Annotated in this window: 20 protein-coding genes and 6 tRNA genes; 10 read left to right on the top strand and 16 right to left on the bottom strand. The window is 59.3% G+C overall.

All coding sequences use genetic code 11. The annotated features are described in order from the left end of the window. Positions 1 to 15: 15 nt before the first annotated feature. The 11 genes from infB to MTP38_RS03405 all read right to left on the bottom strand — a co-directional run bounded on the left by infB (position 16) and on the right by MTP38_RS03405 (position 14,881). Entirely contained in the window at positions 16 to 2,463 is a 2,448-nt protein-coding gene (gene infB, locus MTP38_RS03455) for a translation initiation factor IF-2 (RefSeq protein WP_249234273.1), read from the bottom strand. Beyond that, positions 2,460 to 2,837: a L7Ae/L30e/S12e/Gadd45 family ribosomal protein gene (locus MTP38_RS03450; RefSeq protein WP_227620313.1), complete on the bottom strand. Its 378-nt coding sequence runs from the start codon at positions 2,835 to 2,837 to the stop codon at positions 2,460 to 2,462. The genes infB and MTP38_RS03450 overlap by 4 nt, the downstream gene beginning before the upstream one ends. Then, on the bottom strand, positions 2,821 to 3,126 hold the full coding sequence (gene rnpM / locus MTP38_RS03445; protein ID WP_227620312.1) for an RNase P modulator RnpM: 306 nt from the start codon (positions 3,124 to 3,126) through the stop codon (positions 2,821 to 2,823). Before rnpM ends, MTP38_RS03450 begins: the two co-directional genes overlap by 17 nt. A 33-nt stretch (positions 3,127 to 3,159) precedes the next feature. Then, a complete protein-coding gene (gene nusA / locus MTP38_RS03440; RefSeq protein ID WP_227620311.1) occupies positions 3,160 to 4,281 on the bottom strand; it encodes a transcription termination factor NusA in 1,122 nt (373 codons plus the stop codon). Positions 4,282 to 4,355: 74 nt separating this feature from the next. Further along, complete coding sequence (rimP, locus tag MTP38_RS03435) at positions 4,356 to 4,841, bottom strand: ribosome maturation factor RimP (RefSeq protein ID WP_227620310.1); 486 nt, start codon at positions 4,839 to 4,841, stop codon at positions 4,356 to 4,358. Positions 4,842 to 4,967: 126 nt separating this feature from the next. Beyond that, positions 4,968 to 6,209: an aminopeptidase gene (locus tag MTP38_RS03430; RefSeq protein ID WP_249234272.1), complete on the bottom strand. Its 1,242-nt coding sequence runs from the start codon at positions 6,207 to 6,209 to the stop codon at positions 4,968 to 4,970. Positions 6,210 to 6,849: 640 nt separating this feature from the next. Next, a complete protein-coding gene (locus MTP38_RS03425; RefSeq protein ID WP_249234271.1) occupies positions 6,850 to 8,271 on the bottom strand; it encodes a glycine--tRNA ligase in 1,422 nt (473 codons plus the stop codon). A 263-nt stretch (positions 8,272 to 8,534) separates the two neighbouring features. Then, positions 8,535 to 9,098 (bottom strand): hypothetical protein, encoded by a 564-nt coding sequence (locus MTP38_RS03420; RefSeq protein ID WP_249234270.1) that lies wholly within the window; start codon positions 9,096 to 9,098, stop codon positions 8,535 to 8,537. A gap of 390 nt (positions 9,099 to 9,488) precedes the next feature. Next, on the bottom strand, positions 9,489 to 9,974 hold the full coding sequence (gene rlmH / locus MTP38_RS03415) for a 23S rRNA (pseudouridine(1915)-N(3))-methyltransferase RlmH (RefSeq protein WP_227620306.1): 486 nt from the start codon (positions 9,972 to 9,974) through the stop codon (positions 9,489 to 9,491). Between the two features lie 653 nt (positions 9,975 to 10,627). Next, on the bottom strand, positions 10,628 to 12,877 hold the full coding sequence (locus tag MTP38_RS03410; protein WP_227621922.1) for a DNA gyrase subunit A: 2,250 nt from the start codon (positions 12,875 to 12,877) through the stop codon (positions 10,628 to 10,630). 12 nt (positions 12,878 to 12,889) lie between these two features. After that, a complete protein-coding gene (locus MTP38_RS03405; protein ID WP_227621923.1) occupies positions 12,890 to 14,881 on the bottom strand; it encodes a DNA gyrase/topoisomerase IV subunit B in 1,992 nt (663 codons plus the stop codon). A 319-nt stretch (positions 14,882 to 15,200) separates the two neighbouring features. Here MTP38_RS03405 and MTP38_RS03400 point away from each other — a divergent pair. From MTP38_RS03400 to recG, 7 genes are all read left to right on the top strand, one after another. After that, a tRNA-Phe gene (locus tag MTP38_RS03400) sits at positions 15,201 to 15,276 on the top strand. A gap of 29 nt (positions 15,277 to 15,305) precedes the next feature. Then, positions 15,306 to 15,381 (top strand) — tRNA-Gly (locus MTP38_RS03395). Positions 15,382 to 15,410: 29 nt separating this feature from the next. Beyond that, a tRNA-Asp gene (locus MTP38_RS03390) sits at positions 15,411 to 15,487 on the top strand. 85 nt (positions 15,488 to 15,572) lie between these two features. Beyond that, positions 15,573 to 15,648, top strand: a tRNA-Gly gene (locus MTP38_RS03385). Positions 15,649 to 15,677: 29 nt separating this feature from the next. Next, a tRNA-Cys gene (locus MTP38_RS03380) sits at positions 15,678 to 15,752 on the top strand. Positions 15,753 to 15,916: 164 nt separating this feature from the next. Beyond that, the gene (locus MTP38_RS03375; RefSeq protein ID WP_249234269.1) at positions 15,917 to 16,468 is read left to right on the top strand and encodes an FUSC family protein; all 552 of its coding nucleotides are present in this window, start codon (positions 15,917 to 15,919) and stop codon (positions 16,466 to 16,468) included. 95 nt (positions 16,469 to 16,563) lie between these two features. After that, positions 16,564 to 18,624: an ATP-dependent DNA helicase RecG gene (gene recG / locus MTP38_RS03370; protein WP_249234268.1), complete on the top strand. Its 2,061-nt coding sequence runs from the start codon at positions 16,564 to 16,566 to the stop codon at positions 18,622 to 18,624. 50 nt (positions 18,625 to 18,674) lie between these two features. Here the strand turns inward: recG and MTP38_RS03365 are convergent, their stop codons facing one another. Further along, positions 18,675 to 19,376 carry a metallophosphoesterase family protein gene (locus MTP38_RS03365; protein WP_227621915.1) on the bottom strand — a complete coding sequence of 234 codons (702 nt, stop codon included), beginning with the start codon at positions 19,374 to 19,376 and terminating at the stop codon, positions 18,675 to 18,677. A gap of 177 nt (positions 19,377 to 19,553) precedes the next feature. On the opposite strand from MTP38_RS03365, the gene MTP38_RS03360 reads away from it, so the two are divergent. The 3 genes from MTP38_RS03360 to MTP38_RS03350 all read left to right on the top strand — a co-directional run bounded on the left by MTP38_RS03360 (position 19,554) and on the right by MTP38_RS03350 (position 21,511). Continuing rightward, positions 19,554 to 20,909 (top strand): D-alanyl-D-alanine carboxypeptidase family protein, encoded by a 1,356-nt coding sequence (locus tag MTP38_RS03360; protein ID WP_249234267.1) that lies wholly within the window; start codon positions 19,554 to 19,556, stop codon positions 20,907 to 20,909. Between the two features lie 113 nt (positions 20,910 to 21,022). Beyond that, positions 21,023 to 21,107, top strand: a tRNA-Tyr gene (locus MTP38_RS03355). Between the two features lie 152 nt (positions 21,108 to 21,259). Beyond that, complete coding sequence (locus MTP38_RS03350) at positions 21,260 to 21,511, top strand: DUF6061 family protein (protein WP_005922003.1); 252 nt, start codon at positions 21,260 to 21,262, stop codon at positions 21,509 to 21,511. Positions 21,512 to 21,609: 98 nt separating this feature from the next. On the opposite strand, the gene MTP38_RS03345 is transcribed toward MTP38_RS03350, so the two are convergent. From MTP38_RS03345 to MTP38_RS03330, 4 genes are all read right to left on the bottom strand, one after another. After that, the gene (locus MTP38_RS03345) at positions 21,610 to 21,786 is read right to left on the bottom strand and encodes a hypothetical protein (protein WP_223389193.1); all 177 of its coding nucleotides are present in this window, start codon (positions 21,784 to 21,786) and stop codon (positions 21,610 to 21,612) included. A gap of 17 nt (positions 21,787 to 21,803) precedes the next feature. After that, the gene (locus tag MTP38_RS03340) at positions 21,804 to 23,069 is read right to left on the bottom strand and encodes a plasmid recombination protein (protein ID WP_249234266.1); all 1,266 of its coding nucleotides are present in this window, start codon (positions 23,067 to 23,069) and stop codon (positions 21,804 to 21,806) included. Positions 23,070 to 23,445: 376 nt separating this feature from the next. Further along, positions 23,446 to 24,762: a DNA primase family protein gene (locus MTP38_RS03335; protein WP_249234265.1), complete on the bottom strand. Its 1,317-nt coding sequence runs from the start codon at positions 24,760 to 24,762 to the stop codon at positions 23,446 to 23,448. A gap of 73 nt (positions 24,763 to 24,835) precedes the next feature. After that, positions 24,836 to 25,537, bottom strand: coding sequence for a CHC2 zinc finger domain-containing protein (locus tag MTP38_RS03330; protein WP_249234264.1), 702 nt, complete (start codon positions 25,535 to 25,537; stop codon positions 24,836 to 24,838). Positions 25,538 to 25,596: the final 59 nt, after the last annotated feature.

The raw sequence follows: 25,596 nt of genomic DNA, 5'->3' as shown, positions 1-25,596 counted from the left end.
CAGTACCTTCAACTCTTAGTCGCGGTATTCTTCCATCTTGAAGGCCTCGTAGACGTCGCCTTCCTTGACGTCGGCAAACTTTGCCAGAGTGACGCCGCACTCGTAACCCTCGGCCACTTCCTTGGCGTCGTCCTTAAAGCGCTTCAGCGATGCGATCTCGTCCTCGGTGATGACGATGCCGTCACGGACGACGCGCACCTTGCTGTCGCGGGTGATCTTGCCGCTGGTGACGCGGCAGCCTGCGACGGTGCCGACGTTGCTGATCTTGTAGACCTGACGGACCTGCAGCTCGCCCAGAGACACCTCGCGGAACTTGGGAGCCAGCATACCCTTCATAGCGTCGGTGACGTCGTTGATGGCGTCGTAGATGACGCGGTACATCCGCATCTCGACCTTGGTGGCCGCAGCCTCTTCCTTCGCCACATTGTCGGGGCGGACGTTGAAGCCGATGATGATAGCGTTGGAGGCGTCGGCCAGATCGACGTCGGACTTGCTGATGGCACCGACACCGGCGTGGATGACGCGGACGCGGACCTCCTCGTTGGAGATCTTCTCGAGGCTCTGCTTGACGGCCTCGGCGGAACCCTGCACATCCGCCTTGACGACGATGGCCAGCTCCTTCATGTCGTTCTGTGCCATCTGGCTGAACAGGTTATCCAGCGTGACCTTCTGGAAGGAGGAGAACTGCTTCTCCTTGGCGGCGGCAACACGCTGCTCGGCCAGCTCACGAGCCAGACGCTCGTCCTCGACGGCCTCGAACAGGTCGCCGGCCTCCGGCACAGCGGTCAGACCGGTGATCTCCACGGGGGTGGAGGGGCCTGCGTCGTTCAGCAGCACACCCTTGTCGCTGCGCATGGTGCGCACGCGGCCCACAGCGGTACCGGCGATGATGACATCGCCGGAGTGGAGGGTGCCGTTCTGCACCAGAATGGTAGCGATGGGACCCTGACCCTTATCCAGACGGGCCTCGACGACAGCACCCTTGGCGCGGCGGTTGGGGTTGGCCTTCAGCTCCATGACCTCGGCCTCCAGCGCGATGCGCTCCAGCAGGTCGTTGATGCCCATGCCGGTCAGGGCAGAGACGGGGATGCAGGCCACGTCGCCGCCCCAGTCCTCGGTGATGATGCCGTACTTGGTCAGGCCTTCCATCACACGCTCGGGGTTGGCGGTGGGCTTATCCATCTTGTTCATGGCCACGATGAGCTTGACGTTGGCAGCCTTGGCGTGGTTGATGGACTCGACGGTCTGGGGCATGATGCCGTCATCGGCAGCAACGACCAGAACGGCGATGTCGGTCATGTTGGCGCCGCGGGCACGCATGGAGGTGAATGCCTCATGGCCCGGGGTATCGAGGAAGGTGATGAGGCTGTCGTTGACCTTGACCTGATAGGCGCCGATGGCCTGCGTGATGCCGCCGGCCTCGCCTGCGGTGACGTTGGTCTTGCGGATGGCGTCGAGGATACTGGTCTTGCCGTGGTCAACGTGGCCCATGACGCAGACGACCGGGGGACGGGTGACGAGGTCTTCCTGTGCGTCCTCCTCCTGCGTGAACAGGCGCTCTTCGATGGTGACGTGGACTTCCTTCTCGACCTTGGCGTGGAACTCCTCGGCCAGCAGAGAAGCGGTATCGAAGTCGATGACGTCGTTGATGGCGTGCATCTCGCCCATCTGCATGAACTTGGCGATGACCTTGCCTGCCTGCTGCTTCAGGCGGGCGGCCAGCTCGCCGACGGTGATTTCATCGGGGATAAGGACCTTCAGCTGTGCGTTGCGGGCCTTTTCCAGCTGGATGCGCTGCAGACGCTCGAACTCGGTCTCGCGCTTGCCCTTCTGGAACTGCTGGCGCTGGCGCTGGCCGCGCTGGGTGAACTTCTGCTTGTTGCCCTGCGGGGTGGGCTTGCGGCGGTTTTCGGTGTTCTTGGTGGAGGCCAGATCGTCGTAGCGGGCATCGAAGCGGTCCACGTTCATATCGACAGTGCGGGTGTCCACCGTCACCTGATTGTCCTCGCGGCGGACGGAGACGGACTGTGCAGGGGCAGCGGTAGCCTTTGCGCCGGTCTCACGGGCCAGATCCCGCAGGGAGACGGTCTTCTCCTCCCGCTTCTTGTGCTGCTCGGGCTTCTTGCCGTTGTCGTGCTTGGCGGCGGGCTTTGCCTCAGCCTTTGCAGGCTCGGGCTTTTTCTCGCTCTTGGCCTCCGGCTTCTTCTCCGCCTTCGGCTCTGCCTTCTTCTCGGCAGGCTTTGCCTCGGCCTTGGGGGCCTTGGCGCTGTTCAGGAACTCATCGAGGTTCTTGACGCTGTTGTCCTTGCTGAACTTCTCCAGCAGGAAGTTCAGCTCGTTCTCCTCCAGAGTGGAGCTGTTCTTCTTGCCGGTGCTGCCCATGGCGTTCAGTTCATCGAGGACCTTCTTGGCAGAGATGCTCAGGTCCTTTGCAAAATCGCTCACTTTATATTTTACGGTCATTCGCTCATATCCTCCTCATTTTGAATCGCTCCGCACGCCGTCAGCCGGTCAAAGCAGAGCTTGGCGAGGTTGCGGTCGGTGACAGCATACACGGCCACCGGTTTGCGGCTGATGTCAGCCAGCTTATCCTGTGTCAGCGGCATGGGGATGACGTCCACCATATCGCCCACAGCGTAGTTGAGCCGCTGCACGGTCTTGGCGCTGGCGTCCGACGCGGTCATGACCAGCCACGCCTTGCCCTTGACGACGGCCTCCTCCACTGCATCGAAGCCCATGGTCAGTGCGCCCGCCTTGCGGCAGAGGCTCACGGCCTGAAACAGGGCCTCCTTCGGCTCGAGGGCCGGTTTTTCGGGGGCGTTATGCTTCTTTGCCATCGCGGTCAGCCTCCTTTTCCACTTCCACACCGGCCAGCTGCTGGGCCAGTGCATCGTATACCTCGGCGGGGACCGGCTGCTCAAAGCAGCGTTCCAGCGCCTTCTTCTTCTTTGCCTTTGCAAGGCAGGCGGCATCCGGGCAGAGGTAAGCACCGCGGCCGGGCTTCTTGCCCACGGGGTCGATGCTGATCTCTCCGCTGGGTGCGCGCACCACACGCACCAGCTCCTTCTTGGGGCGGCTGGTCATGCAGCCGATGCACTGGCGGGCAGGGATCTTTTTTTGTGCCATCCGGTTTTCCCTCCTTCGGCAGGTGTTCTGCGCTTATTCTGCGGCGGTGTCTTCGGTCTTCTCCGCCTCGGCAGCCTTCGGCTCTTCCTCGCCGTAGTAGCCGCTCTCGGGGCGGATGTCGATGTTGTAGCCGGTCAGGCGGGCGCACAGACGGGCGTTCTGGCCCTTATTGCCGATGGCAAGGCTCAGCTGCTGGTCGGGCACGGTCACGCGGCAGGAGCGGGTCTCGCCGGGCAGAAGCTCGACCTTGACCACCTTGGCGGGGCTGAGGGCAGCGGAGATGAACTCGGAGACATCCTCGCTCCACTTCACGATGTCGATCTTCTCGCCGCCCAGCTTCTCGACCACAGCGGCCACACGGTCGCCGTGGGGGCCGATGCAGGCGGAGACGGGGTTGACGTTGGGGTCCTTGGACCAGACGGCCATCTTGGTGCGGGCACCGGCCTCGCGGCTGATGGCCTTGACCTCGACGGTGCCGTCATAGATCTCGGGCACCTCCAGCTCGAACAGACGCTTGACGAGGCCGGGGTGGGTGCGGCTGATCATGACGCGGGGGCCGCGCTCGCTGGCCACCACATCCACGATGTAGACCTGCAGCATCTGTCCCTCGGTATACACCTCGCCGGGCACCTGCTCGTTGCGGGGCAGGATGGCCTCGCCGCCCTTGCCCAGATCGAGAGCAACGATGCCCTTCTCGGGGTCAACGCGGGTGACGGTGGCCTGCACGATGTCGTGGGCGCGGGACTGGATCTCGCTCAGCTGCTGGCTGCGCTCGGCCTCGCGGATGCCCTGACGGATGACGTGCTTTGCGGTCTGGGCGGCGATGCGGCCGAAGTCCTTGGTCTTGAGGGGGGTCACGACCCGGTCGCCCACCTGATAGCTCTTGCGGATGTGCTGTGCCTCGGTGATGCCGATCTCGCTGTGCTCGTCGTACCAGTCCTCGTCGGCCACGACGTCCTGAATGAGGGCGACGTTGAACTTGCCGGTCTCGGGGTCGATCTCGACCATGACGTGGTCGTCCTCGACCTCATAGTTCTTCTTCACGGCAATGATGATAGCAGCCTTGATCTTGTCGATCAGGTACTCTGCCGTAATGCCGCGCTCGTGCTCCAGCATGGAGAGAGCTTCAAAAAATTCGTTGTTCGCTGCTGCCATTTTTCGGGTTCCTCCTAGTTTATATTGTATCTTCTCTCGGTTCCTCTTTGGCTCTCCCCCCGGGAGAGCTGTTTTCAGTCAAACAGGTGTTCATCATCACAGAGATGGACGCTGGATGCAGCGCTCACCTCAAAGCTCACCGGGCCGTTCTCGGTCTCGACCGTGACGGTGCTGCCCTCACGGCCTTTGAGGATGCCGGCAAACTCGCGCACGCCGTCGGCGTTAGGGCGGATGAGCTTGACGCCGATCTTTTCGCCCTTGAGCGCCTCATAGTGCTCCGGGCGGGTCAGCTTACGGCCAAGGCCGGGGCTGCCCACCTCGAGATAATAGCTCTGGTCGATGGGGTCTGCCTCATCAAGGATGGGGTCCAGCGCGTGGGACACTTCCGCACAGGTGTCGGTGTCCATGGTGCCGTCCTTGTCGATGAGCACGCGAAGATACCAGTCCGGCCCTTCCTTCTCAAAGACCACATCCCACAGGCGCAGGCCCATGCCCTCCACGGTGGGGCGGACAAGCGCTTCGACTCTCTGGGCGGTATTGCCGCCAGACTGCTTCGCCATAAAAAACCTCCAAACAAACAAGAAAAGCGGACCTTGCGGCCCACTTTCCAATAAAACTATAGCGTACTACTAGAATATAGCATACTCTTGCGAATTATGCAAGCTTTTTCGTGAAAAATCCTCTTCTCACAGCACCCAGACGCCGTCGCGGAAGAGTTCCACGGTGCGGCCGTCGCGGCATTTGCCGGTGATATGGCTGTCCTCCGCGCCGACCATGACATCCTCGTGGATGGTGGACTGGTTCATGCCCCGGGCCAGCAGCTCGTCCTTCGACAGGCGGGTGCCGTTCTCGGTGGTGCCGGGGTAGCTGGCACCGAAGGCGATGTGGCAGGCAGCGTTCTCGTCGAAAAGGGTGCTGTAGAACAGCGCGCCGCTGCGGTTGATGGGGCTGGAGGCAGGCACCAGCGCCACCTCGCCGATGCTGCGTGCGCCCTCGTCGGTGTCCAACAGCTGGCCCAGCAGCTCTGCGCCCTCCTCAGCCCCGTGCTCCACGACCCGGCCATCCTTGAAGGTAACATGGAAGCCCTTGATGAGCTGGCCATTGAAGACGTAGGGCTTGGTGCCGTAGACGATGCCGTCCACCTTGTCCTTGTGGGGTGCGGTGAAGACCTCCTCGGTGGGGATGTTGGGCAGGAAGACCACGCCCTTCTCGCTGACGCTGGCGGCGCTCTCCCAAGTGGCCTTATCGGCGATGCCCACGGTCAGGTCGGTGCCGTTGGCGCTCTCGAAGTGGACGCTCTCGAGGTCGAGGGCGTTCATCTTGTTTTTCAGGTCGGTCAGACGGTCGAGATGGGCCTTCCACTCGTTGACCGGGTCGCCGTTCGTCACCCGGCAGACGTCGAAGATGAGCTTCCAGAGCTTCTCGACGGCGGCAGCCTCGTCCAGCTCCGGGAACATCTTCTTGGCCCACGGGGCGCTGGGCATGGCGGCGATGGACCACTGGACGCGGTCGTTCATGGTGTACTCCCGCCACGGGGCCATGAACTTGCGCTGACCGGCGTTCACCCGGCTGATCTTCGCACCGTCCAGACCGGCGTAGACCTCGGGGTCGTCGGCATGGATGTGGAGGACGCAGACGCTGCCCTCGCTCTCGGCGTAGTCGAGGTAGCGGCGCAGCTGCCACGACTTGAAATCGCTCAGGGCCTCCTCGCTGCCCAGCTCCATCCGGCTGCGGGAGACGTCGTTGTCGCTCCAGTTCACCAGCACGTCACGGGCACCGGCCTCGTAGGCGCTGCGCACACACAGACGGGCCAGCGGAGCGGCCTCGAGGCAGCAGTTGATGATGAGGGTCTGGCCCGGCTGAGGGTTCACGCCCACCCGGACGATGAAATCGGCATATTTTTTCAGAAGAATGTCAAAGTTTTCCACAAAGATTCCTTTCTGCCGTGCAGAACACGGCGGTGCATTTTCTGCTTAACAGTATAACCCATTTACAGGGGAGTTGTCCATATTTGAAATTTCAGGAGATCCATTGCCTTTTTCACGTTATCGTGCTATACTATAGATACAAAAAGAGAGTGTTGCCCGGCAAACGGTCTTCGCTCTTTGGCTAGTCACAAAAATGACCGCTCAGTTTGCGAGACTGGGGGCGGTCATTTTTTGTTGCCGAAGATTTTCCAAGCGATGTCGAACATTCCAAAGCCGACCGTTGCAATCAGCGTCAGCAGAGCTAAAGTCTCCAAAAGCGTCATGGTCCATCCCCCCTTTCGCAGTGAAGCGTCAGGGGTGCAGCAATGCAGGCTCCCTGACACCGTGCCAAAGAGCTGCAAGACCGCCTGCCGTATGTGGGCAGCACTCTCATATTTTAAGTATAACAGACATTCCGTAGTTTTTCAACAAAAAATGACCGCCGTGCCTACCAAACTCGTGCGGTCATTCTTTGTGATTGACTTGCCGGAAAGGTACTGACCGTTTGCCAGACAGCACTTTCTTTCGTTGTATTAAAAAACAGCCCCGCCGAAAATGCAACGGCGGGGCTGTGTTTTTACTCACGAAAGTAAGTTTTTTATCAGAACTCGATCTTGCTCTCGATGTAGCTCTTCAGCTCGGAGATGGGCATACGCACCTGCTCCATGGTGTCGCGGTCGCGGACGGTGACGCAGTTGTCGGCTGCGATGCCCTTGGCCTCGTCGCCCACGGTGTCGAAGTCCACGGTGATGCAGTACGGGGTGCCGATCTCATCCTCGCGGCGGTAGCGCTTGCCGATGGAGCCGGTGTCGTCGTAGTCCACCATGAAGTACTTGCTCAGCTCGTTGCGGATCTCCATGGCCTTGTCGCCCAGCTTCTTGCTCAGGGGCAGGACGGCGCACTTGTAGGGAGCCAGAGCCGGATGCAGGTGCAGAACGGTGCGGATGTCCTCCTTGCCCTTGCTGTCGGTCAGGTGCTCCTCGTCGTAGGCCTCGCACAGGAAGGCCAGAGCCACACGGTCACAGCCCAGAGACGGCTCGATGACGTAGGGGATGTAGTGCTCATTGGTCTCGCTGTCGAAATACTCGAGGCTCTTGCCGGAGGCCTCCTGATGGCGGGTCAGGTCGTAGTTGGTGCGGTCTGCGATGCCCCACAGCTCGCCCCAATCGGTGAACGGGAAGGCGTACTCGATGTCAGTGGTAGCGCGGCTGTAGAAGGCCAGCTCGGCAGGCTCGTGGTCACGCAGGCGCAGATGCTCCTTCTTGATGCCAAGGCTCAGCAGCCAGTTCTCGCAGTAGTCCTTCCAGTAGCTGAACCACTCAAGGTCGGTGCCGGGCTTGCAGAAGAACTCGCACTCCATCTGCTCGAACTCGCGGGTGCGGAAGGTGAAGTTGCCCGGGGTGATCTCGTTGCGGAAAGCCTTGCCCACCTGACACACGCCGAAGGGCAGCTTGCGGCGGGTGGTGCGCTGGATGTTGGCAAAGTTGACGAAGATGCCCTGTGCGGTCTCGGGGCGGAGATAGCAGGTCGAAGAGCTGTCCTCGGTGACGCCGATGGCGGTCTTGAACATCAGGTTGAACTTACGGATGGGGGTGAAGTCATGCTTGCCGCAGACGGGGCAGACGATGTCCTCGTGCTCGGCGATGAAAGTGTCCATCTCGTCGAAGCTCATGGCATCGACGTTGACCTCGGGGTGCTCCTCGCCGATGAGCTTATCGGCGCGGTGGCGGGCCTTGCAGGCGCGGCAGTCCAGCAGGGGGTCAGAGAAGCTGGAAACGTGGCCGGTCGTCACCCAAGTCTGGGGGTTCATGATGATGGCGGCATCGAGGCCGACGTTGTAGGGGCTTTCCTGCACGAACTTCTTCAGCCATGCCTTCTTGACGTTGTTCTTGAACTCGACGCCCAGAGGGCCGTAGTCCCAGCTATTGGCCAGACCGCCGTAGATCTCAGAGCCGGGGAACACATAACCACGGTTCTTGCAGAGATTGACGATCATATCAAGGGTCTTTTCGCTCTGTTCCATTGTAAGTACATCCTTTCCGTCCGCGGCTGGTTTGCCGTGTCGTGTTGTAGTATTCTCCCGGCCGCTTTCCCCGCAGCCGGGCGTGCCTTTCCTGTCGAAAGCACATTATCTTTACTTTATCATGTTTTGGGGGGATTGTAAAGGCCAAACCGCGTTGTTCTTCCGCGTTCCTTCCCTGAAAACACCAAGGCCCGGGGTGTCTCCACTCCGGGCCTTGGTGCCATTTTTTATCGAAGAAATAGGGAATTGCTTAGTTGGAAGAATCAGGAAGCAGACTTGACCTGAGCCTTGCAGGTGACAACGACCATGACGTAATCCTTTGCATCCTTGCCGCTGCCGATGGTGAACTCCTTCATGCTCAGCTTAAACTCGTTGCCAGCCTCGATGGCAGTGCCGCTCTTGCCATCGACCTTGACGTCACTGTAGTTGACAGCGGCACCGGTGTTGATCGTTGTGGCAATGGGCATCACGAGCATCATCTTCTTGGCGATCTTCTGAGCCTTATCACCCTTCTTCAGATCCTTGGTCTCAAAGCAGTCGTACCAGACGTACTTATCGTTGTTATCCTTGCTCAGTGCAGTCTTGACGTCAGCCTTCAGAGTAGCCTCAGCCTTGAGCTTGCCGTCAGTGGTCTTAGCAGCATCGACTGCCTTTTTTGCCAGATCGTCATCGACAGCCTTGACGGTAGCCTTGGGGTTAGCGGCCTTCAGCATACCCTCCAGCTCGTCAGCGACCTGACGAGAAGAGATGCTTGCGCAGCCGGTCAGCATGGACATTGCCATGACGCCGGTCAGGACGAGGGCCAGAAGTTTCTTTGCCATTTTCATGATTTTTTGCCTCCATAAGTAAAAATAAATTATACAGGCAGGCCATCCATTTCCGGCTGTCGGCCTGTGGCCTCATTATACCCCCCCCCCCCGAATAGATTTGTCAATATCTTTTTCGCATTTTTATCACATTTACAAATTATCTCTATCCAAACCGTGCATTTTCCACAAATTCACAGAAAGGGACAGCGAAATACAACCGCTCCTATCGAGGGGAGGCCTTGGCATTCCATGAAGCTTTGCCTCTTCGCCAGAGGCTCCCCTACAAGGGGAGCTGTCGAACGAAGTGAGACTGAGAGGTTGGACAACAGAAAGCCTACCCTTTTCCACACTCTCTCCACGCAAAAAGGACGCCGCCCGTTCCCGGACAGCGCCCTTTGCGCACCATTCTTATTTATGATACTTCATCCCCGCGTTGATGGTGCAGGCGCGGTAGATCTGTTCCGTGAGGACGAGGCGGGCCAGCTGATGGGGCATCGTGATGCGGCCCATGCTGAACTTGAGCGCCGCCGCACGCTTGACCTCCTCCGAGAGGCCGTGGGATGAGCCGATGACGAAAGCCACATCCCCCGCCCCGCTGTTTGCACGGTCGGCGAGGAACTGCGCCAGCTCATCGGAGGAGATTTGCTTTCCCTCGATGCACATGGCCACGATGGCCGCGCCCTTGCGGGCGCTGGCGAGGATGGCTTTGCCCTCCTTGTCCAGCGCTTTTTTCACCACAGCGTCGGAGGCATTTTTCTCTTCGATCTTCTCCTCCGGCAGCTCGACGATGCGGAAAGACGCGAACGCCGCCAGACGCTTCTGGTATTCGGCCACGCCCTCGGCGAAATACTTCGCGTTGAGCTTGCCGACGCAAATCAAGTCGATGTTCTGCATTGTTATTGTTCCTCTTTTATTGTGTGGTATCTCGCGCTGGTGGCGCGGGGCAGAGCGCTTTTTCGTTAAGGCTAATGTTCTCTTTTGCGTGCCAAAAGAGAACCAGAAATGGTTCTCGCGCTGGTAGCGCGGATTAAGTTTTTTCTTTTGGTCAAGCGGCTTGCGCTCCGCGCGGGCCAGAGGCAGGGAGGGGTGTTTCGACTCCCCCCTCCCTACCTCTGGACTCCACTCTCCCCGCAACGAGTTAAGGGCTGCTCGCCCTTAACAATTCCAAAGAGGAAGTCGAAGCCCAAAAATGCTAGCCGCTTCGCTAAACGCATTTTTTTGTGCTTCTCCCATTTACGGCTCCGCCGAAGATTTCACGTCTCTGCTGAACTTCACGCCCTGCAAGGGCGTAACACCAGCTGCGAAGCAGCAAGTCGGAGAAACGAGAAAAAAGCGTTTAGCGCAGCGGCTAGCTTTTTTCCGTTTCGACCTCTCCTTCGGGGTCTGAAAGGGGCGAGCAGCCCCTTTCTCGTGCCTCCCGCGCCTCGAAAGTAGCGGGTGCTTTTCTGGTTCTCTTTTGGCACGCAAAAGAGAACTAAGCCCCACCGTAAGAGCGATTTAACCCGCGCCACAAGCGCGCGCACCCGTTCATCTTATAAATTATAAAATCACAGCAGCGTCATCTGCTCCCCTTCATCCTCCGCCCGGATGAGCGCACCGGTCGCAGGCAGGCTGCGGACGCGGTAACGGTGGGGGTTGGCCAGCTCCAGCGTATCCGCCGGGACGACGGAGGCGATGGTCTGGTTCTTTTTCAGGGTCACGACCGCCACGCCCTGACTGTCGCGGGTGGCCTTGGCGGCGATCTGCGCCGTGCTGACCAGCAGCATCCGGCCCGCACTGGTGCGGATGGCAAGCTCCGTCTCCTCCGGGAGGAAGAGCATCGCCGCCAGCGGCTCCTTATCGCAGTAGGCTTTCAGCAGCTTGCGGCGGTTCTGTTTGGTGGCGTAGGAGCTGAGCGGGATCTTCGCGCACTTGCCGCTGGCAAAGAAGAAGAGCATCTGCCCGCTGTAGTCGGAGGTGATGACCATCGAGAGGATGGCTTCGCCCTCGTCCATGCCCAGCCGGCCCGGCAGATAAATGCCCATCTGGGCCACCTTGCCGTCTTCCAGCTCCGCCAGACGCACCTTGTACACCTGCTGCCGGTCGGTGAAGAAAAGCGCTTCCACATTGTTCCGCGTCTCTACCTGCCGGATGATCTCGTCGCCCTCCTTGAGCTTGTGGGCACCGGCTGTGCGGAGGCTCTGGGGCGGGATCTTCTTCAGGTAGCCCTCGCGGGTGAAGAAGACGGTGACGGGATAATCCGGCACGGCCTCTTCTTCGGCGCCGCCCTCTTCCTCGGGCAGGTCGTACAGGATCTCGCTGCGGCGGGGCTGGCCGTACTTCTTTGCCACGTCGCCCAGCTCCTTGATGATGATCCTGCGGATGCGGGCGGGCTTTGCGAGGATGTCGTTCAGGTCGGCGATGTCGGCTTCCAGCTGCTCGATCTCGCCGGTGCGCTTGAGGATATATTCCCGGTTGAGATGGCGCAGCTTGATCTCCGCCACATAGTCGGCCTGTACTTCGTCGATGCCAAAGCCGATCATCAGGTTGGGCACGACCTCCGTCTCCTCCTCCGTGGTGCGGATGATGTGGATGGCCTTGTCGATGTCCATCAAAATCGCCGCCAGACCCTTGAGCAGGTGGAGGCGCTTTTCCTTGCCGTGGAGGTCGTAGTAGGTGCGGCGGCGGACGCACTCCATCCGGAAGGCCGTCCACTCCTGCAAGATCTCCCGCACGCCCATGACCCGGGGCTGGCCCGAGACGAGGATGTTGAAGTTGCAGCTGAAGCTGTCTTCCAGCGGGGTGGCCTTGAAGAGCTTGGCCATCAGCTTGTCCGCGTCCACGCCCCGCTTGAGGTCGAGGGTGAGCTTGAGGCCGTTCAGGTCGGTCTCGTCGCGCATATCGCTGATCTCCTTGACCTTGCCCGTCTTGACCAGCTCGGCGATCTTGTCCATGATGGCTTCCACCGTGGTGGTGGGCGGGATCTGGGTGATCTCGATCATATTTTCGCCCGGCACAGCGGCGTAGCGGGCGCGTACCTTCACGCTGCCCCGGCCATTCTCGAAGATGTCCCGCATCTGGGCTTCGTCGTATAAGATCTGACCGCCGCCCACGAAATCCGGGGCGGGCATGGTGGTGGCGATGTCGTGGCCGGCATCCTTCATGAGGGCGATGGTGGTGTTGCACAGCTCCGCCAGATTGAAGGAGCAGATGTTGCAGGCCATGCCGACGGCGATGCCCAGCGTATTGTTGGCCAGAATGGTGGGGAAGGTCACGGGCAGCAGGGTCGGCTCGGTGGTGGTGCCGTCGTAGTTGGGCACGAAGTCCACCGTCTCCTTGTCGATGTCCCGGAACAGCTCTTCGCAGACGCTTTCCAGCTTGGCTTCGGTGTAGCGGGCTGCGGCGCAGGACATATCCCGGCTGTAGGCCTTGCCGAAGTTGCCCTTGCTGTCCACGAAGGGCACCAGCAGGCTCTCGTTGCCCCGGCCCATGCGCACCATCGTGTCGTAGATGGCGGCGTCGCCGTGGGGGTTGAGGTGCATGGTGCTGCCCACGATATTGGCCGACTTGGTGCGGGCACCCTTGATGAGGCCCATCTCATACATCGTATACAGCAGCTTGCGGTGGGCGGGCTTGAAACCGTCGATCTCCGGCAGGGCGCGGCTGACGATGACACTCATAGCGTAGGGCATATAGTTCGTTTCCAGCGTGCGGGTGATGGGGTCTTCCAGCACGCTGCCAGCGTTCAGTATTTCGACGCCCTCGCCCAGCTGGGGGCGGACAGGCTTCAGGGTCTTTTTGCTTGATTTCTTTGCCATTTTCTATCCTCTTTAAGACACATCCAGATCATCCAGATACTCCGCGCCGTGCTGGGCGATATGCTCCTTGCGTCCGGCGAGGTTGTCGCCCAGCAGGATGTCGAACACCTGCGCGGTGCGCTCCACGTCGGTGGGCATCACCTTGATGAGGCGGCGGCTCTCGGGATTCATGGTGGTCAGCCACATCATCTCGGGGTCGTTCTCGCCCAGACCTTTCGAGCGCTGGATGGTGTATTTCTTGTCGCCGATCTCCTCGAGGAAGGTGGCCTTCTCCGGCTCGGTGTAGGCAAAATAGGTACGGTCTTTTGTCGTGATCTCGTACAGCGGCGACTCTGCGATATAGACATAGCCCTCGTTGATGAGGGTGGGGGTCAGCCGGTAGAGCATGGTGAGCACCAGCGTGCGGATCTGGTAGCCGTCCACATCGGCATCGGTACAGATGACGATCTTGTTGAAGCGGAGGTTGTCGAGGTTGAAGGTGGCCAGCTCCTTATTGTGCTTGCCGCCCAGCTCGACGCCGCAGCCCATGACCTTGATGAGATCCACGATGACGTCCGACTTGAAGATGCGGGCATAATCGGCCTTGAGGCAGTTCAGGATCTTGCCCCGGATGGGCATGATGGCCTGATATTCGCTGTCGCGGCTGGTCTTGACCGCGCCCATAGCCGAGTCGCCCTCCACGATATACAGCTCCCGGCGGGAAGCGTCCTTGGTGCGGCAGTCCACGAACTTCTGCACCCGGTTGGCGAGATCGATCTGGGTCGTGAGGGTCTTTTTGATGCTCTGGCGCGTCTTTTCGGCGTGCTCACGGCTCTGCTTGTTGACCAGCACCTGCTGGCAGATCTTCTGGGCCTCGTCGGGCTTTTCGAGGAAGTAGACCTCCAGATAGTGCTTGAGGAAGTCGGTCATGGCCTGCGAGACGAACTTGTTGGTGATGGCCTTCTTGGTCTGGTTCTCGTAGCTGGTGCGGGTGGAGAAGCTGGACGAGACGTAGACCAGACAGTCCTGCACATCCTGAAAGCTGATGGCGCTCTCGCCCTTCTTATAGAGGTTCTTGTCCTTGAGATACTTGTTGATCTGGTAGACAAAGGCCGTGCGGACGGCGTGCTCCGGACTGCCGCCGTGCTCGAGCCAGGACGAGTTGTGGTAATACTCCAACATCTGCACCTTGTTGGAGAAGCAGAACGCCGCGCTCATCTTCACCTTATATTCGGGCTGGTCGTCCCGGTCGCGGCCGGTGGCCTCGCTCTCGCAGCTGAACACCGGGGTCAGGCTGTCTTCGCCCGCCGTCTCAGCGACGTAGTCGGCGATGCCGTGCTCGTAGCACCAGCTCTCCTTCCACGGCTTGCCGGTGGCCGGGTCTTTCTCCTTCTCATCGGTGAAGTTGAGGGTCAGGCCCGCGTTGACGACGGCCTGACGGCGGAGAACATCCTTGTAGTAGCTGCCGGGCACGTCGATGTCGGTAAAGACCTCGTCGTCCGGCTTCCAGTGGATGATGCTGCCGGTGCGGCGTCCCTTGAACGGCTCTTTGTGCAGGCCACCCACATTCTCGCCCTTCTGGAAGTCGAGATGATAGTGGAAGCCGTCGCGGTAGATGTCGGCGGTCATCCACGCCGAGGCGTACTGGGTGGCGCAGAGGCCCAGACCGTTCAGGCCAAGGCTGAATTCGTAGTTATCCTCCCCCTCGCCGTACTTGCCGCCTGCGTACATCTCGCAGAAAAGCAGCTCCCAGTTGTAGCGCTCTTCGCCCTTGTTCCAGTCCACGGGCATACCGCGGCCAAAGTCCTCGACGATGACGCTGCCATCCTTGCAGCGGGTGACGTTGATGGTGTCGCCGTGGCCGTCGCGGGCCTCGTCGATGGAGTTCGAAACGATCTCGAAGATGGAGTGTGCGCAGCCCTCCACGCCGTCCGAACCAAAGATGACGGCCGGGCGCTTGCGCACACGGTCCGCGCCCTTCAGCGAGGTAATGCTTTCGTTGCCATATTCCTGTTTTTTTGCCATGCTGCTCCTCCCGGCCCCGGAATGGTCTGCTGCGGGGCCGTCTCAAACGCTTTTGCTATATATAGGTATATATCTCCCCTTGTCGGGAAAAAAGCGATTTTTGTCATTCCTTTTCATTAAACCATAGGTTGTTGCCAATGTCAATTCTTCTTTCTCATTCTGCTCCTTTCCTCCTACCCTCCCAAAACCGCCGAAAAAGTCTGTCTTATTTTGGTCGATGGCACGGCAAAAATAAAGAAAATTCAAAAATTCTCAAAAAAATTTGCATTTACCCCTTTACAAAATCGAAATTTCAGGTATAATAATCATCGTCCGGTGCGCCTCTGTAGCTCAGTCGGTAGAGCAGGGGACTGAAAATCCCCGTGTCATTGGTTCGATTCCGATCGGAGGCACCAGTCAGGAAACCCAGCAGGGTTTCCAATATGCGGCCGTAGCTCATCTGGTAGAGCGCCACCTTGCCAAGGTGGAGGTAGCGAGTTCGAGCCTCGTCGGCCGCTCCATTATGGAGCAGCAGCAGTTGCTCCGGTATGGCCCGGTAGCTCAGTTGGTTAGAGCACCAGCCTGTCACGCTGGGGGTCGTCGGTTCGAGCCCGATCCGGGTCGCCACATTTGAAGCGAAAGCTTCTACCTACTTTGAATTTATTTCAGGGCATCATTAAATGATGGGTGCAGGGGTAAATGCACCGAATATGCGGCCGTAGCTCATCTGGTAGAGCGCCACCTTGCCAAGGTGGAGGTAGCGAGTTCGAGCCTCGTCGGCCGCTCCATAAGGAGCAGCAACAGTTGCTCCAAATATGGTGACGTGGCCAAGTGGTAAGGCAAGGGTCTGCAAAACCCTCATCCACCAGTTCAAATCTGGTCGTCACCTCCAAAAGATTCCCGGGTGCTGAGGCATCCGGGATTTTTTGTTTTCCGCTCTCGTTAAATAATCTACTTACGCAAAAAGTCTTGTCCCCCCTCTTCGCTCTGTGCTATGCTAGGCGTGTCCGCAAAAAAACGGCTAAGAACTGCATCAATAGAGGAGGATACAGACTCATGCCAGAGTTCCCGCGCAAGGATTTCCAGCTCCATGTGGGCTGGCGCACCATCAAAACTGCCGTCAGTGCCATGCTGGTGGCCATCGTCTACTGTCTCATTGGCCGCAACCCGGCCTTTGCCTGCATCGGCGTCATCTTCGGCATGGGCGTCGATATGCGGGATTCCATCCAGAACGGCGGCAACCGACTGTTCGGCACCCTCATCGGAGGCCTGCTGTCCATCGGTGTGTTCTGGGTGTATCTGCTGTTCTATCCGCAGGGCGGCCACACCGTTTTTCTGGCGGTGCTGCTGGGCGCTGCCACCGTCATCCTCATCCTGCTGTGCCAGTATTTCTGGCCGGGCGGCGTCCAGCCCGGCGGCGTGGTGCTCTGCATCGTGCTGTTCAGCACCCCCATCGAGAGCTATGTGAGCTACGCGCTCAATCGCATCCTCGACACCGCTATCGGCGTCATCATGGCGCTGCTGGTCAACTACTTCCTCCCCCGCGCCCGGGTCGTGGCCTTCTGGGAGGGACTCAAAGGTCTGTTCCGAATGGGCAGCAAGGTCTGAACATCTTCGCGCCCCGCTCCGGCGGGGCGCTTTTCTTTTGCCCTCCGCCGTGATACAATGGACATATCATCACTTTCCGGAAAGGAGGCCGCGCCATGCCTGCCGAGTCTCACACCACCCTCACCCCGGACACTCCGGTGCGCTACCTCAAGGGCGTCGGCCCTAAGACCGCCGAGCGGTTCGAGAAGCTGGGCATCCTGACCCTCAGCGACCTGCTCTGCCACTATCCCCGCCGGTATCTGGATTTCTCGAAGCCCTATTCCATCGCCGAAGCTCCCAGCGACACCGAGTGTGTCGTGAAGGCCGAGGTATTCGCAAAGCCCGGCGGGCGCATCCTCCCGGGCGGGCGGCGGATGGAGCGCATCACCGCCGGGGATGATGTGTCCAGCCTCGAGGTCACATGGTTCAACAATCCCTATGCGGTCCAGAAGCTGGAGCTGGGACAGGAATATTATTTTCAGGGCATCGTGACCGGCGGGATGCTCCGCCGCCAGATGGTCAACCCGCAGGTGCGCACCGACGCACAGGTGGCCTCCTCCCCCTTCGAGGCCGTCTACCCACAGACCGAAGGGCTGACCAGCAGCGCCATCGCCAAATGTGTGCGCCAGCTCCTCCCTCACGTCGAGCTTCTGCCCGACCCCCTGCCCCCCGGGATGCTGAAAAAATACCGCCTGCTCCCCAAGGCCGACGCCGTCCGGGCCATCCACTGCCCTGCCTCTGAGGAGGAGGCCTTCGCGGCGCGGCGGCGGCTCATCTACGAAGAACTGCTGGTCTTGCAGCTGGGCATCGGGCGGATGAAGACCCACGGCGCAGCCTCCACCGGCGCGCCCATGCAAAAGGCCGACGTCTCCCCCTTCTGGGACGCTCTCCCCTTTTCTCCCACCGGCGCACAGCGGCGGGCCGTGGAAGAGATCCTGACCGATATGGCGGGTGAGACCTCCATGAACCGGCTCCTGCAGGGCGACGTGGGCAGCGGAAAGACGCTGGTGGCCGCTGCGGCCATCTGGGCCTGCATCCGGGCCGGGTATCAGGCAGCGCTTCTGGCGCCCACCGAAATCCTGGCCAGCCAGCACGCCGAGAACCTGAACCGCCTGCTTGCCCCCTTCGGGATGCGGGTGGCCCTGCTCACAGGCGGGATGAAGGCTGCCCCGCGCCGCACCACCCTCGCCGCCATCCGGGACGACGAAGCCGACCTCATCGTGGGCACCCACGCCATCCTCAGCGAGGGCGTGAGCTTCGCCCGGCTGGGGCTTGCCGTCGTGGACGAGCAGCACCGCTTCGGCGTCCGTCAGCGGGGCCTGCTGGCCGAAAAGGCCGCGAACCCCCACCTGCTGGTCATGAGCGCCACCCCCATTCCCCGGACACTGGGGCTTCTGATGTACGGCGACCTCGACATCTCCATCCTCGACGAGCTGCCGCCGGGCCGCAAGCCGGTCAAGACCCGCTGCATCACCGGCAAGAAGCGGGCCGACCTCTACGGCTTCCTCGACCGGGAGATCGGTGCCGGGCGTCAGGTGTATATCGTCTGCCCCGCCATCGAGGACGCGGGCGGCAGCGGCCTTAACGCCGTCAAGAGCTACTACGAGGACATCGCCAAGGCCCTGCTGCCCGACCGCCGGGTGGGTCTGATGCACGGCAGGCTCAAGCCGAAGGAAAAAGCCGAGGTCATGGAGGATTTCAAGGCCGGGCGGTTGGATGCCCTCGTCTCCACCACCGTCATCGAGGTGGGTGTGGATGTGCCAAACGCCACGGTCATGGTCATCGAGAATGCCGAGCGGTACGGTCTGAGCGCCCTCCACCAGCTGCGCGGACGGGTGGGCCGGGGCGCGGCGGAGAGCTGGTGCTTCCTCGTCAGCGACAACGCCTCCGAGTCGGTGCAGAAGCGGCTCCGCTTCCTCTGCTCCACCTCCGACGGCTTCGCTGTGGCCCAGTACGACCTCGAGACCCGCGGCCCCGGCGACTTCTTCGGGAGCCGCCAGCATGGCCTGCCGACCTTACAGGTCGCCGACCTCATGAACGACACCCGCACCCTCCACGCCGCCCAGAGCGAGGCCGCGGCCCTGCTGGCCGCAGACCCACTCCTCGAGCGCCCTGAGCACGCCCTGCTGGCCCGTCAGGTCGAGCAGATGTTCGATCAGGCCGGGGCCATGAACTGAGGAGCAGCAAAAAAGGCCCCCGCAGCGTCAAACTGCGGAGGCCTTCTGGTTCAATGTCTGCTCTTTTTCTGCCACCACTTTTTCTTCTCCCCGATGCTCACCACATCGCAGAAGAGGCAGCGGCTCTTGGTGGAGAGCTGCACGTCCCGGTGATAGCAGCCGAAGAACCACTTTTCGTAGGTCGTCTTCATCACGACCTTGTCGAGGAAGAGGTGCAGCCGGTTGCTCTCGCCCACAGCCAGCACGCTGAAATCCAGAAACTTGCTTGGCGCGTCGTGGGTCAGCACATAATCTACCTGCCAGCCGTTTGCTTCCAGCGCAGCTTCGCAGCGGGCGTATTCCTCGTCCGAGGGCATCTCCTGCGGCCACCAGTTGACGTGGGTCTCCCGTTCTTCCTTGTCCGGGCTTTCCGCACCGCCGAAGCAGAGGTATTTCTTCCCTTCCAGCTCCAAAACGCTGCCCCGGCAGACATGGTACAGCTCCCCGCCCAGCGGCTGCACCAGCCCGCCGAATTTTTCCTCGGTGGGATACTGCTCCAGCAGGTCGTAGTTCTCGTGGCTTCCGTCGAGGAAAAGGAGGGTGTAAGGCCGTCTGCGCAGCCAGTCCAGCTTCTTCTGCTCGGCCTTGCTGCCGTCCCACACGAAGCCGAAATCGCCCAGCACGATGACGATGTCGCCCTTGCCTGCCCGGCGCAGTTCTCTTTCTTTGAAACGGTCCAGCTCGCCGTGGGTGTCGCCCGTAAGATATACCATTCTCTGCCTCCCTGTGCGGAGTGTGAAATCGACCCAAAAGCCTTGTCACGCCCCATCAAACCTGTTATTATAAAGTATAAGGCCCCTCTGGCGAGCCTTGTTTCTGCTCTGTGTGAACGGACCATGCTTTTTGTCCGATACTATAATATATTATCGCTTTTTGAGGAAAATGTCCACATGAAACGTATCGTTACCCTGTTTCTCAGCCTTGTTTTGCTGTTGAGCTGCCTGTGTGCACCGGCCTCAGCCCTCTTCGACCCCAGCCTCTTCTATGAGGTGCAGGCCAGAAGCGCCTATGTCGTCAATACAGACACCAACATCATCGTCTACGACAAGGACAGCTCCCGTCAGGTGCCCGCCGGGGGGCTGACCAAATATATGACCATCGCACTGCTGCTGACAAACTATGCCGACCAGCTCGACAATACCTTCCAGATGCCCTTTGCCATCTCGGACTACGTCCACAACAGCGACAACGCCGATATGCGCTCCAACGAGACCTTCACCTACCGGGAGGCCGTCTATGCGATGGTGACGCGGAACGCTAACGAAGCCGCCATGGGCCTCGCCTACAGCCTCTCGGGCGGTGACCTCGCCGGCTGGGTGAGCCAGATGAATGCCCTCTCCCAGCGCATCGGCACCACCGGCAGCACATGGACGGACGCCTGCGGCCTCGACAGCGGCAATGTGACCACAGCCGTGGATATGTACCTTATCCTGCGGTATCTGATGAGCTTTGATGCCTTCGTGGAGATCTCGTCCGCCCCCACCTTCACCATGCCCGCCAAGGAAAAGCACGCCAAGAGCTTCGTCCTCCTGAGCCAGAATGTAGCGCTCAACAAGACCAGCGGCGGCAGCTTCTACCGAAAGGCCATGCAGGGCGGTATGTGCGACGTGATGGCCTACAAAAACGACCACGGCGACCAGAGCTATGTTTCGTGGGCCAATCAGAACGGCTCGACCTATATCTTCTGCATCATGCAAAGCCCTGACACCTGCGACGCCTACGGCTATGCCAACCGCCGCCCGGCCCTCTACGAGACGACCCGGCTTATCGACTGGGTGTTCCAGAGCTTTTCCATCCAGCCCGCGTTGGACACCGACCTCGCACTGGCCGAGATCCCCGTCAAATATTCCTCCGACACCGACACCCTCAAGCTCTACCCCGACAACAGCATGATGACCCTCCTGCCCTCCTCGGGCGACGGCACCGTGACCCAGAAGTATTTCCATCTGCCCGACTACGTCTGCGCCCCCATTCAGCAGGGCGACATCATCGGAACGGTGGAGCTGAAGCTGGCCGGCGAGACCATCGGCATGGTCAACCTCATCGCCGGGCAGGACGTGAGCCAGAGCAGCCTGCTCTACTCCCTCTCGAAGCTGCGGGAGTTCTTCGGCAGTCTCTACCTCAGGGTCGTGCTCTGCGTCAGCGCCCTCTGCGCCATCGTCTATGTCGCGTGGCTCTTCCTCAACGCCCAGCATGACCGCCGCCCCTCCAAGAAGATCCACCGCTACGGCCGTCCCCGCGACTGAACCATGCCGTCCAGCATCCGGATTTTCCCGAAAAAGCTGTAAAAAGCAGTTGACAAACACGCTCCCGAGTGGTAATATATACAGGCAGTCTTCGACTGCAAAAAACTGTATAAGGGCGTGTTCCCGAGTGGCCAATGGGGACAGACTGTAAATCTGCTGCTTTCAGCTTCGGTGGTTCGAATCCACCCGCGCCCACCAAACAAGAAAAATCCGAACCTGTTTCCGATTGGAGAAGGGTTCGGATTTTTCGTTTTCTTCGGGTACAACAATGAAGGCTCCTGTGGACGGCGCAAAACTCTGATGCCTTGTCATAGACCGTAAGCCGATAACGAGAATTGGAGGATGCGATTATGAAGTACGATGAAAGAGCCTGCAAGTTTAACATGGATACCGGGTGTGTGGAGTTGACTCTCCAAGATGGGAGAAAAATTTCCATCGGCTGCACCGGGGTCGAGGATGCACTGAATGTGACTATGGCACAGCAGACGGAATTGGACTACCTTATCTACAATGACCCGCTGAGCTATGCCGATTTGATTCTGAACGGTGACCCAGAGGAATATTTGAAAAATGCAGCCGGGAGCCATGGGTTAGAAGATTAAGGGCAAAAAAATAAGAGGTGTGCCCAACTGGACACACCTCGGTGAGATACATCTATATAAGGCAGGGCGTTCCCTTTACTGGGAGCGTCCTGCTGTTTTTATGCTGCAACAGGCAAGGCTTGTAGAACTTCCTGCTCTTTCAGCCATTCCTCATATTCACGCTGGCCTTCCTCGCTGTTGAAAAACTCAACCATGGAGGGATAAAAGCAACGCGCAAGGGTCTTGATTGCTTCATCCGGGTAGCCGGATTTGTTCGACTTCTTCTTTTTGTTCAAATGGTATCCTCCGAAAATCAAAGTTCCATATCCTGCCCACGCTTGCGGTTTCGCTGCGGCACATTCATGGTGCGCTCCTGCTTGGGGGCAAGAATCTTTTCCAGAAAGCCGCGCACCAGTTCGGGCGCACGGTGGAGAGCATCCAGATAGGGTTTCACGTCGTACCACAGGTCGTGGTACTTGTTGCTCCAACGAACGGCCTCCTTCTTGGCGGTGGAAAGTTCTTCTTTCAAGCGGCGGTTCTCCACGTCCATCATATAGCCGTGGTCGGCTTGCTTTTTCAGCTTGGAAAATTCTTCTTCGGTCAGCGAGTAGTTACCGAGAATGGTGCGCTTGCCGATATAATCCAGATCGCGCGCATGAATGAGGGCTTCTTTCGTGAGCGTGGCCTTTTTCTGCACAGCGGCAAGTTCCTTTTCGGTCTTGGAGAGGGTTTTGTTGGTTTGGGTGAGGTGCTGCTCTTTCTGGTCAATCTGGGCAGTCAGGCTGTCCAGACGCTCCTGCTCCCGCTGGACTTTGAACTGGGTGACGGTCAGGTGTTCTTCAGTGCTGCCGCGTTCACCGCGCTCTATATCGGTGTACCCGGCAGCGCGCATAAAATTGAAGAAGTTGTCCTGCAAGACGCTGTACGACTTCTTCAGGACTGGCTTGCCGTTCTTTTGCAGCGCAGGCTTTCCGGCATCGTCCAGCAGAGGTTTGGATGCCCACTTCTTGCTCCGGCTGACCTGCATGACAGTCTCCTTGACGGTGCCGACCAGTGCCTTGTCCTTGCAGCGTTTCGACCAGAGGATCTGCTTTTCCACCACAGGCACATAGACCACATGGAGATGATAGTGGTAGACTTCACGGCCTAATGCTTCGGTCATGGCACGGTTGATCTCATCGGCGTGCATGACTGCCGAGAGGATATACTGCTCACCGCCCACGATTTGAACGGCAGCTTGGTAGGCATCCTCATAGAACTGCTTGGCGAACTCGTAGCCGCCGTGGTTGTCAAAGTAGGCCGAGTTGACATCAAAGACAAGCTCGCAGTAATGGGTGGCATCCGGCTTCAAGCCGCGCGTGGAGATGGTTCCGGCGGCTTCCAGTTGGGCGAATAGGTCGGTGTAGCTGGCGGTTGGCTTTTTGAAGTGGACGTTCCATGCAGCGCGCTGGGGGATAATATCGGGGTTCCGATAGCTGTCCTTTTCGCGCTCGTTGTGCTGCTGGGTGTTACCAACGGCCTTATCCGAAACGGCGAGGTTTCGGACACTTGTGCGGTCAATACCATCATTTCTTGCCAAAGGGCATCCCTCCTTTCGGGGTTCATCGGGAGGTAACGGGGAACGGAGATGCACTTCTTCGGAAGTGTAATAACCCACTATAACACTTTCATCCCTATGGGCTGCAAAGTGTAGTGGGCTCTTCGAGGACTCTCCGAGGGGGAACGTCTCCTGCGGGAGAGCTACGATCAAGTTCGCACAATGCGAACTTGATTGCTCCGTACGCATCTGAAAAAATTGCGTACGGACTTCAAATAACCCGTACGGTCTGTACGGCGTACGGAAATTTGAAATATAAACGATAGCACGTTTTAATTTACTTGAATTTTCCGTACAGGTGCGTACAAGTACAGACCGTACAGGTTGTACGAACTTCTTCCGTAAAAAAATGCACTTTTTACGGGCAGGGGTGGACAAGCGGCTCAATGCCCACGAAACCCCGCACCCTGCGGCCACCGGGCAGGTAGATGTTGTTGGTGGCTTCAAGGTTATAGCGGCGGTCATTCTGGCGCAGTTCGGCGCTGAAACGGATGGCCGATACGCTGTGGCAGGCGTTGTCTTCGCACCACTGTTTATAAATGTCGTAGAACTCCTTGGAGCTGATGGAGTAGTCCGCCTTGAAGCGGAAGTAGCCCTCGGACTCCATGAAGTCGATGACATTGTTGCTGCTGCGCTTGATGGTGTCCACGTTGGCGGCGGCTCGTTCGCTGACCGTGAAGCGGAAATCGTTCTGCACCAACCGGTGCAGCCCTTCCAGACACCAGAGCAGGATGCCCTCCAACTCGGCGCACATCTTCTCCACAAGGAAGGGGTCATCCGTGCGGTCGGCAGGCTTGTCCTTGGTGGTCAGGATGAGCTGGCGGCGAAAGAAGCCGTCCGAATGGTCGTACAGCGAGGTCAGCGCACCGTTGCCGAAGCAGAGGAACCGGGCGTAGATGTCACGCTGGTAGCTCTGGACACCCTTGCGCTCCAAGTCCAACTTGGCTTCGGCAGTCACGATGGTCTTGATATAATTCGTCTTGGGCAGGGCGTTCATGTCCATATCATCGTCGATCATCAGCAGGCGGCGTTCCAGATCGGCACGGGCAAAACGGTTGTTCTCGACTTTCTGGACGCTGCCATTGCTGGCGGCATCTCCCATGAGTCGCTTGAGCACCAGCCCGATGCGGGACTTGCCCTCGCCGCCCTTGCCAACGATGAGCATCATCTTCTGCCCCTTGGTACTGGGGATGAGGCAGTAGCCCAGATATTCCTGCAAGGTGGGGATGTCGGCATCGTCCAGCAGTTCGTGCAGGAAGGTCAGCCAGCGGTCAGGGGTGGGTGCTTTGGGATCGTACTTCACCGGCAGGCGGTTCTGGCAAAACAGGCGGCTTTCCTGAAAGGTGCCGTCCGGCAGATGGTACACGCCGTTCTGGAGGTGGATGCAGTCCTGCTCGATGGGGAACGGGTCGGAAAAGGCCAGCAGCTTGATGGTCTCCAGAATGTTGGTGACCTTTTTGGACAGGCCGGAGGTGACATATTCCTCGATGTTCTCCAAGATGCGCTGCTTGATCTCACTTTCGTCCTCCACCGGGCCGTCCAGCGTGTACAGCGTTCCGTTGACGCATTTCAACGGCCACTGCTCCAGAAAGGCACGGCCAAACTGGACTTCATCGATCTTCTTGCCGTTGTACCAGTCCGGCCATAAGGGGTTGCGGGAAATGTTTTTCTTCATAGGGTGGTTCTCCTTTAGAAAAGTGAAGTGGTTGGTCTCACGGTGAGACCCACCACTTCGGGTGAATAAATTATTAGGCGCACTTTGCCAGAGCAAGGCGGTCGGTGCGCTCTTCCAGCATCAGCAGGTACGACCCGGACAGCAGTTGTGCGGCGGCAGCGGCCTTCTGCTGGGGCGTCCCAAAAGCAACGCAGTCCGTCAGGTGCTCGATGGTCTCGGTCGTGTGGAGGGCTTCCACGAACCGCTCGTCCAGCGGTTCTTCCGGGCTAGTAGGCTTGTAACACTCTCGCCAGTCGTGCAGCAGGTCGAGATAATCGGTCAATACCCGCAGGCAGTAGGCGATGTCTGCCCACTGCTCGTCCGTCAGGTCACGCTTGGGCGGCAGCAGGGCGATGGCATTGGCGGGCGGCTTGTCCGGGTCAAGCCAGAGCTTGTCGGGGCAGGGCCCCTCCATCTTGCTGACGCAAGACCGCTCTGTCACTTGCAGTCCCCACTGGGGACTGCATTGCTTCGCAAACGCGAAGTCATTTATCAGCTTCTCGGCGGCTTGCCGGGGGTTCAGGTCGAACAGCTTGGCGGTGAGGTCGATGGCATCTCCATTGGCTCCACAGCCAAAGCAATAATAATAGGTGTCGTTCAGCTTCATGCTGGGGTGGTTGTCGGAGTGGAACGGACAGCACACCATGCCATGGCGGTCGGGCTCCATGCCGTACATCTCTCCCACCTGCCGAACGGTGATGGCGGACTTGACAGTTTGATACAGGCTCAAGGGCATTCCTCCTTTGTTTCGTGCGTTGCACCAGAGTCCCTAGCGTGGGAACTCTGGTGTTTTTT

The organism is Faecalibacterium sp. I3-3-89, assembly GCF_023347275.1.
In the GTDB taxonomy this organism is placed as follows: domain Bacteria; phylum Bacillota; class Clostridia; order Oscillospirales; family Ruminococcaceae; genus Faecalibacterium; species Faecalibacterium butyricigenerans.
Note: the sequence above shows the minus strand (reverse complement) of the source record. Positions and strands in the feature narration are given on the sequence as shown.

Coding starts and splice junctions, on each gene's coding strand:
- infB (WP_249234273.1), bottom strand. CDS start 2,463: ATGACCGTAAAATATAAAGTGAGCGATTTTGCAAAGGACCTGAGCATC.
- MTP38_RS03450 (WP_227620313.1), bottom strand. CDS start 2,837: ATGGCAAAGAAGCATAACGCCCCCGAAAAACCGGCCCTCGAGCCGAAG.
- rnpM (WP_227620312.1), bottom strand. CDS start 3,126: ATGGCACAAAAAAAGATCCCTGCCCGCCAGTGCATCGGCTGCATGACC.
- nusA (WP_227620311.1), bottom strand. CDS start 4,281: ATGGCAGCAGCGAACAACGAATTTTTTGAAGCTCTCTCCATGCTGGAG.
- rimP (WP_227620310.1), bottom strand. CDS start 4,841: ATGGCGAAGCAGTCTGGCGGCAATACCGCCCAGAGAGTCGAAGCGCTT.
- MTP38_RS03425 (WP_249234271.1), bottom strand. CDS start 8,271: ATGGAACAGAGCGAAAAGACCCTTGATATGATCGTCAATCTCTGCAAG.
- MTP38_RS03420 (WP_249234270.1), bottom strand. CDS start 9,098: ATGAAAATGGCAAAGAAACTTCTGGCCCTCGTCCTGACCGGCGTCATG.
- rlmH (WP_227620306.1), bottom strand. CDS start 9,974: ATGCAGAACATCGACTTGATTTGCGTCGGCAAGCTCAACGCGAAGTAT.
- MTP38_RS03410 (WP_227621922.1), bottom strand. CDS start 12,877: ATGGCAAAGAAATCAAGCAAAAAGACCCTGAAGCCTGTCCGCCCCCAG.
- MTP38_RS03405 (WP_227621923.1), bottom strand. CDS start 14,881: ATGGCAAAAAAACAGGAATATGGCAACGAAAGCATTACCTCGCTGAAG.
- MTP38_RS03375 (WP_249234269.1), top strand. CDS start 15,917: ATGCCAGAGTTCCCGCGCAAGGATTTCCAGCTCCATGTGGGCTGGCGC.
- recG (WP_249234268.1), top strand. CDS start 16,564: ATGCCTGCCGAGTCTCACACCACCCTCACCCCGGACACTCCGGTGCGC.
- MTP38_RS03365 (WP_227621915.1), bottom strand. CDS start 19,376: ATGGTATATCTTACGGGCGACACCCACGGCGAGCTGGACCGTTTCAAA.
- MTP38_RS03360 (WP_249234267.1), top strand. CDS start 19,554: ATGAAACGTATCGTTACCCTGTTTCTCAGCCTTGTTTTGCTGTTGAGC.
- MTP38_RS03350 (WP_005922003.1), top strand. CDS start 21,260: ATGAAGTACGATGAAAGAGCCTGCAAGTTTAACATGGATACCGGGTGT.
- MTP38_RS03335 (WP_249234265.1), bottom strand. CDS start 24,762: ATGAAGAAAAACATTTCCCGCAACCCCTTATGGCCGGACTGGTACAAC.
- MTP38_RS03330 (WP_249234264.1), bottom strand. CDS start 25,537: ATGCCCTTGAGCCTGTATCAAACTGTCAAGTCCGCCATCACCGTTCGG.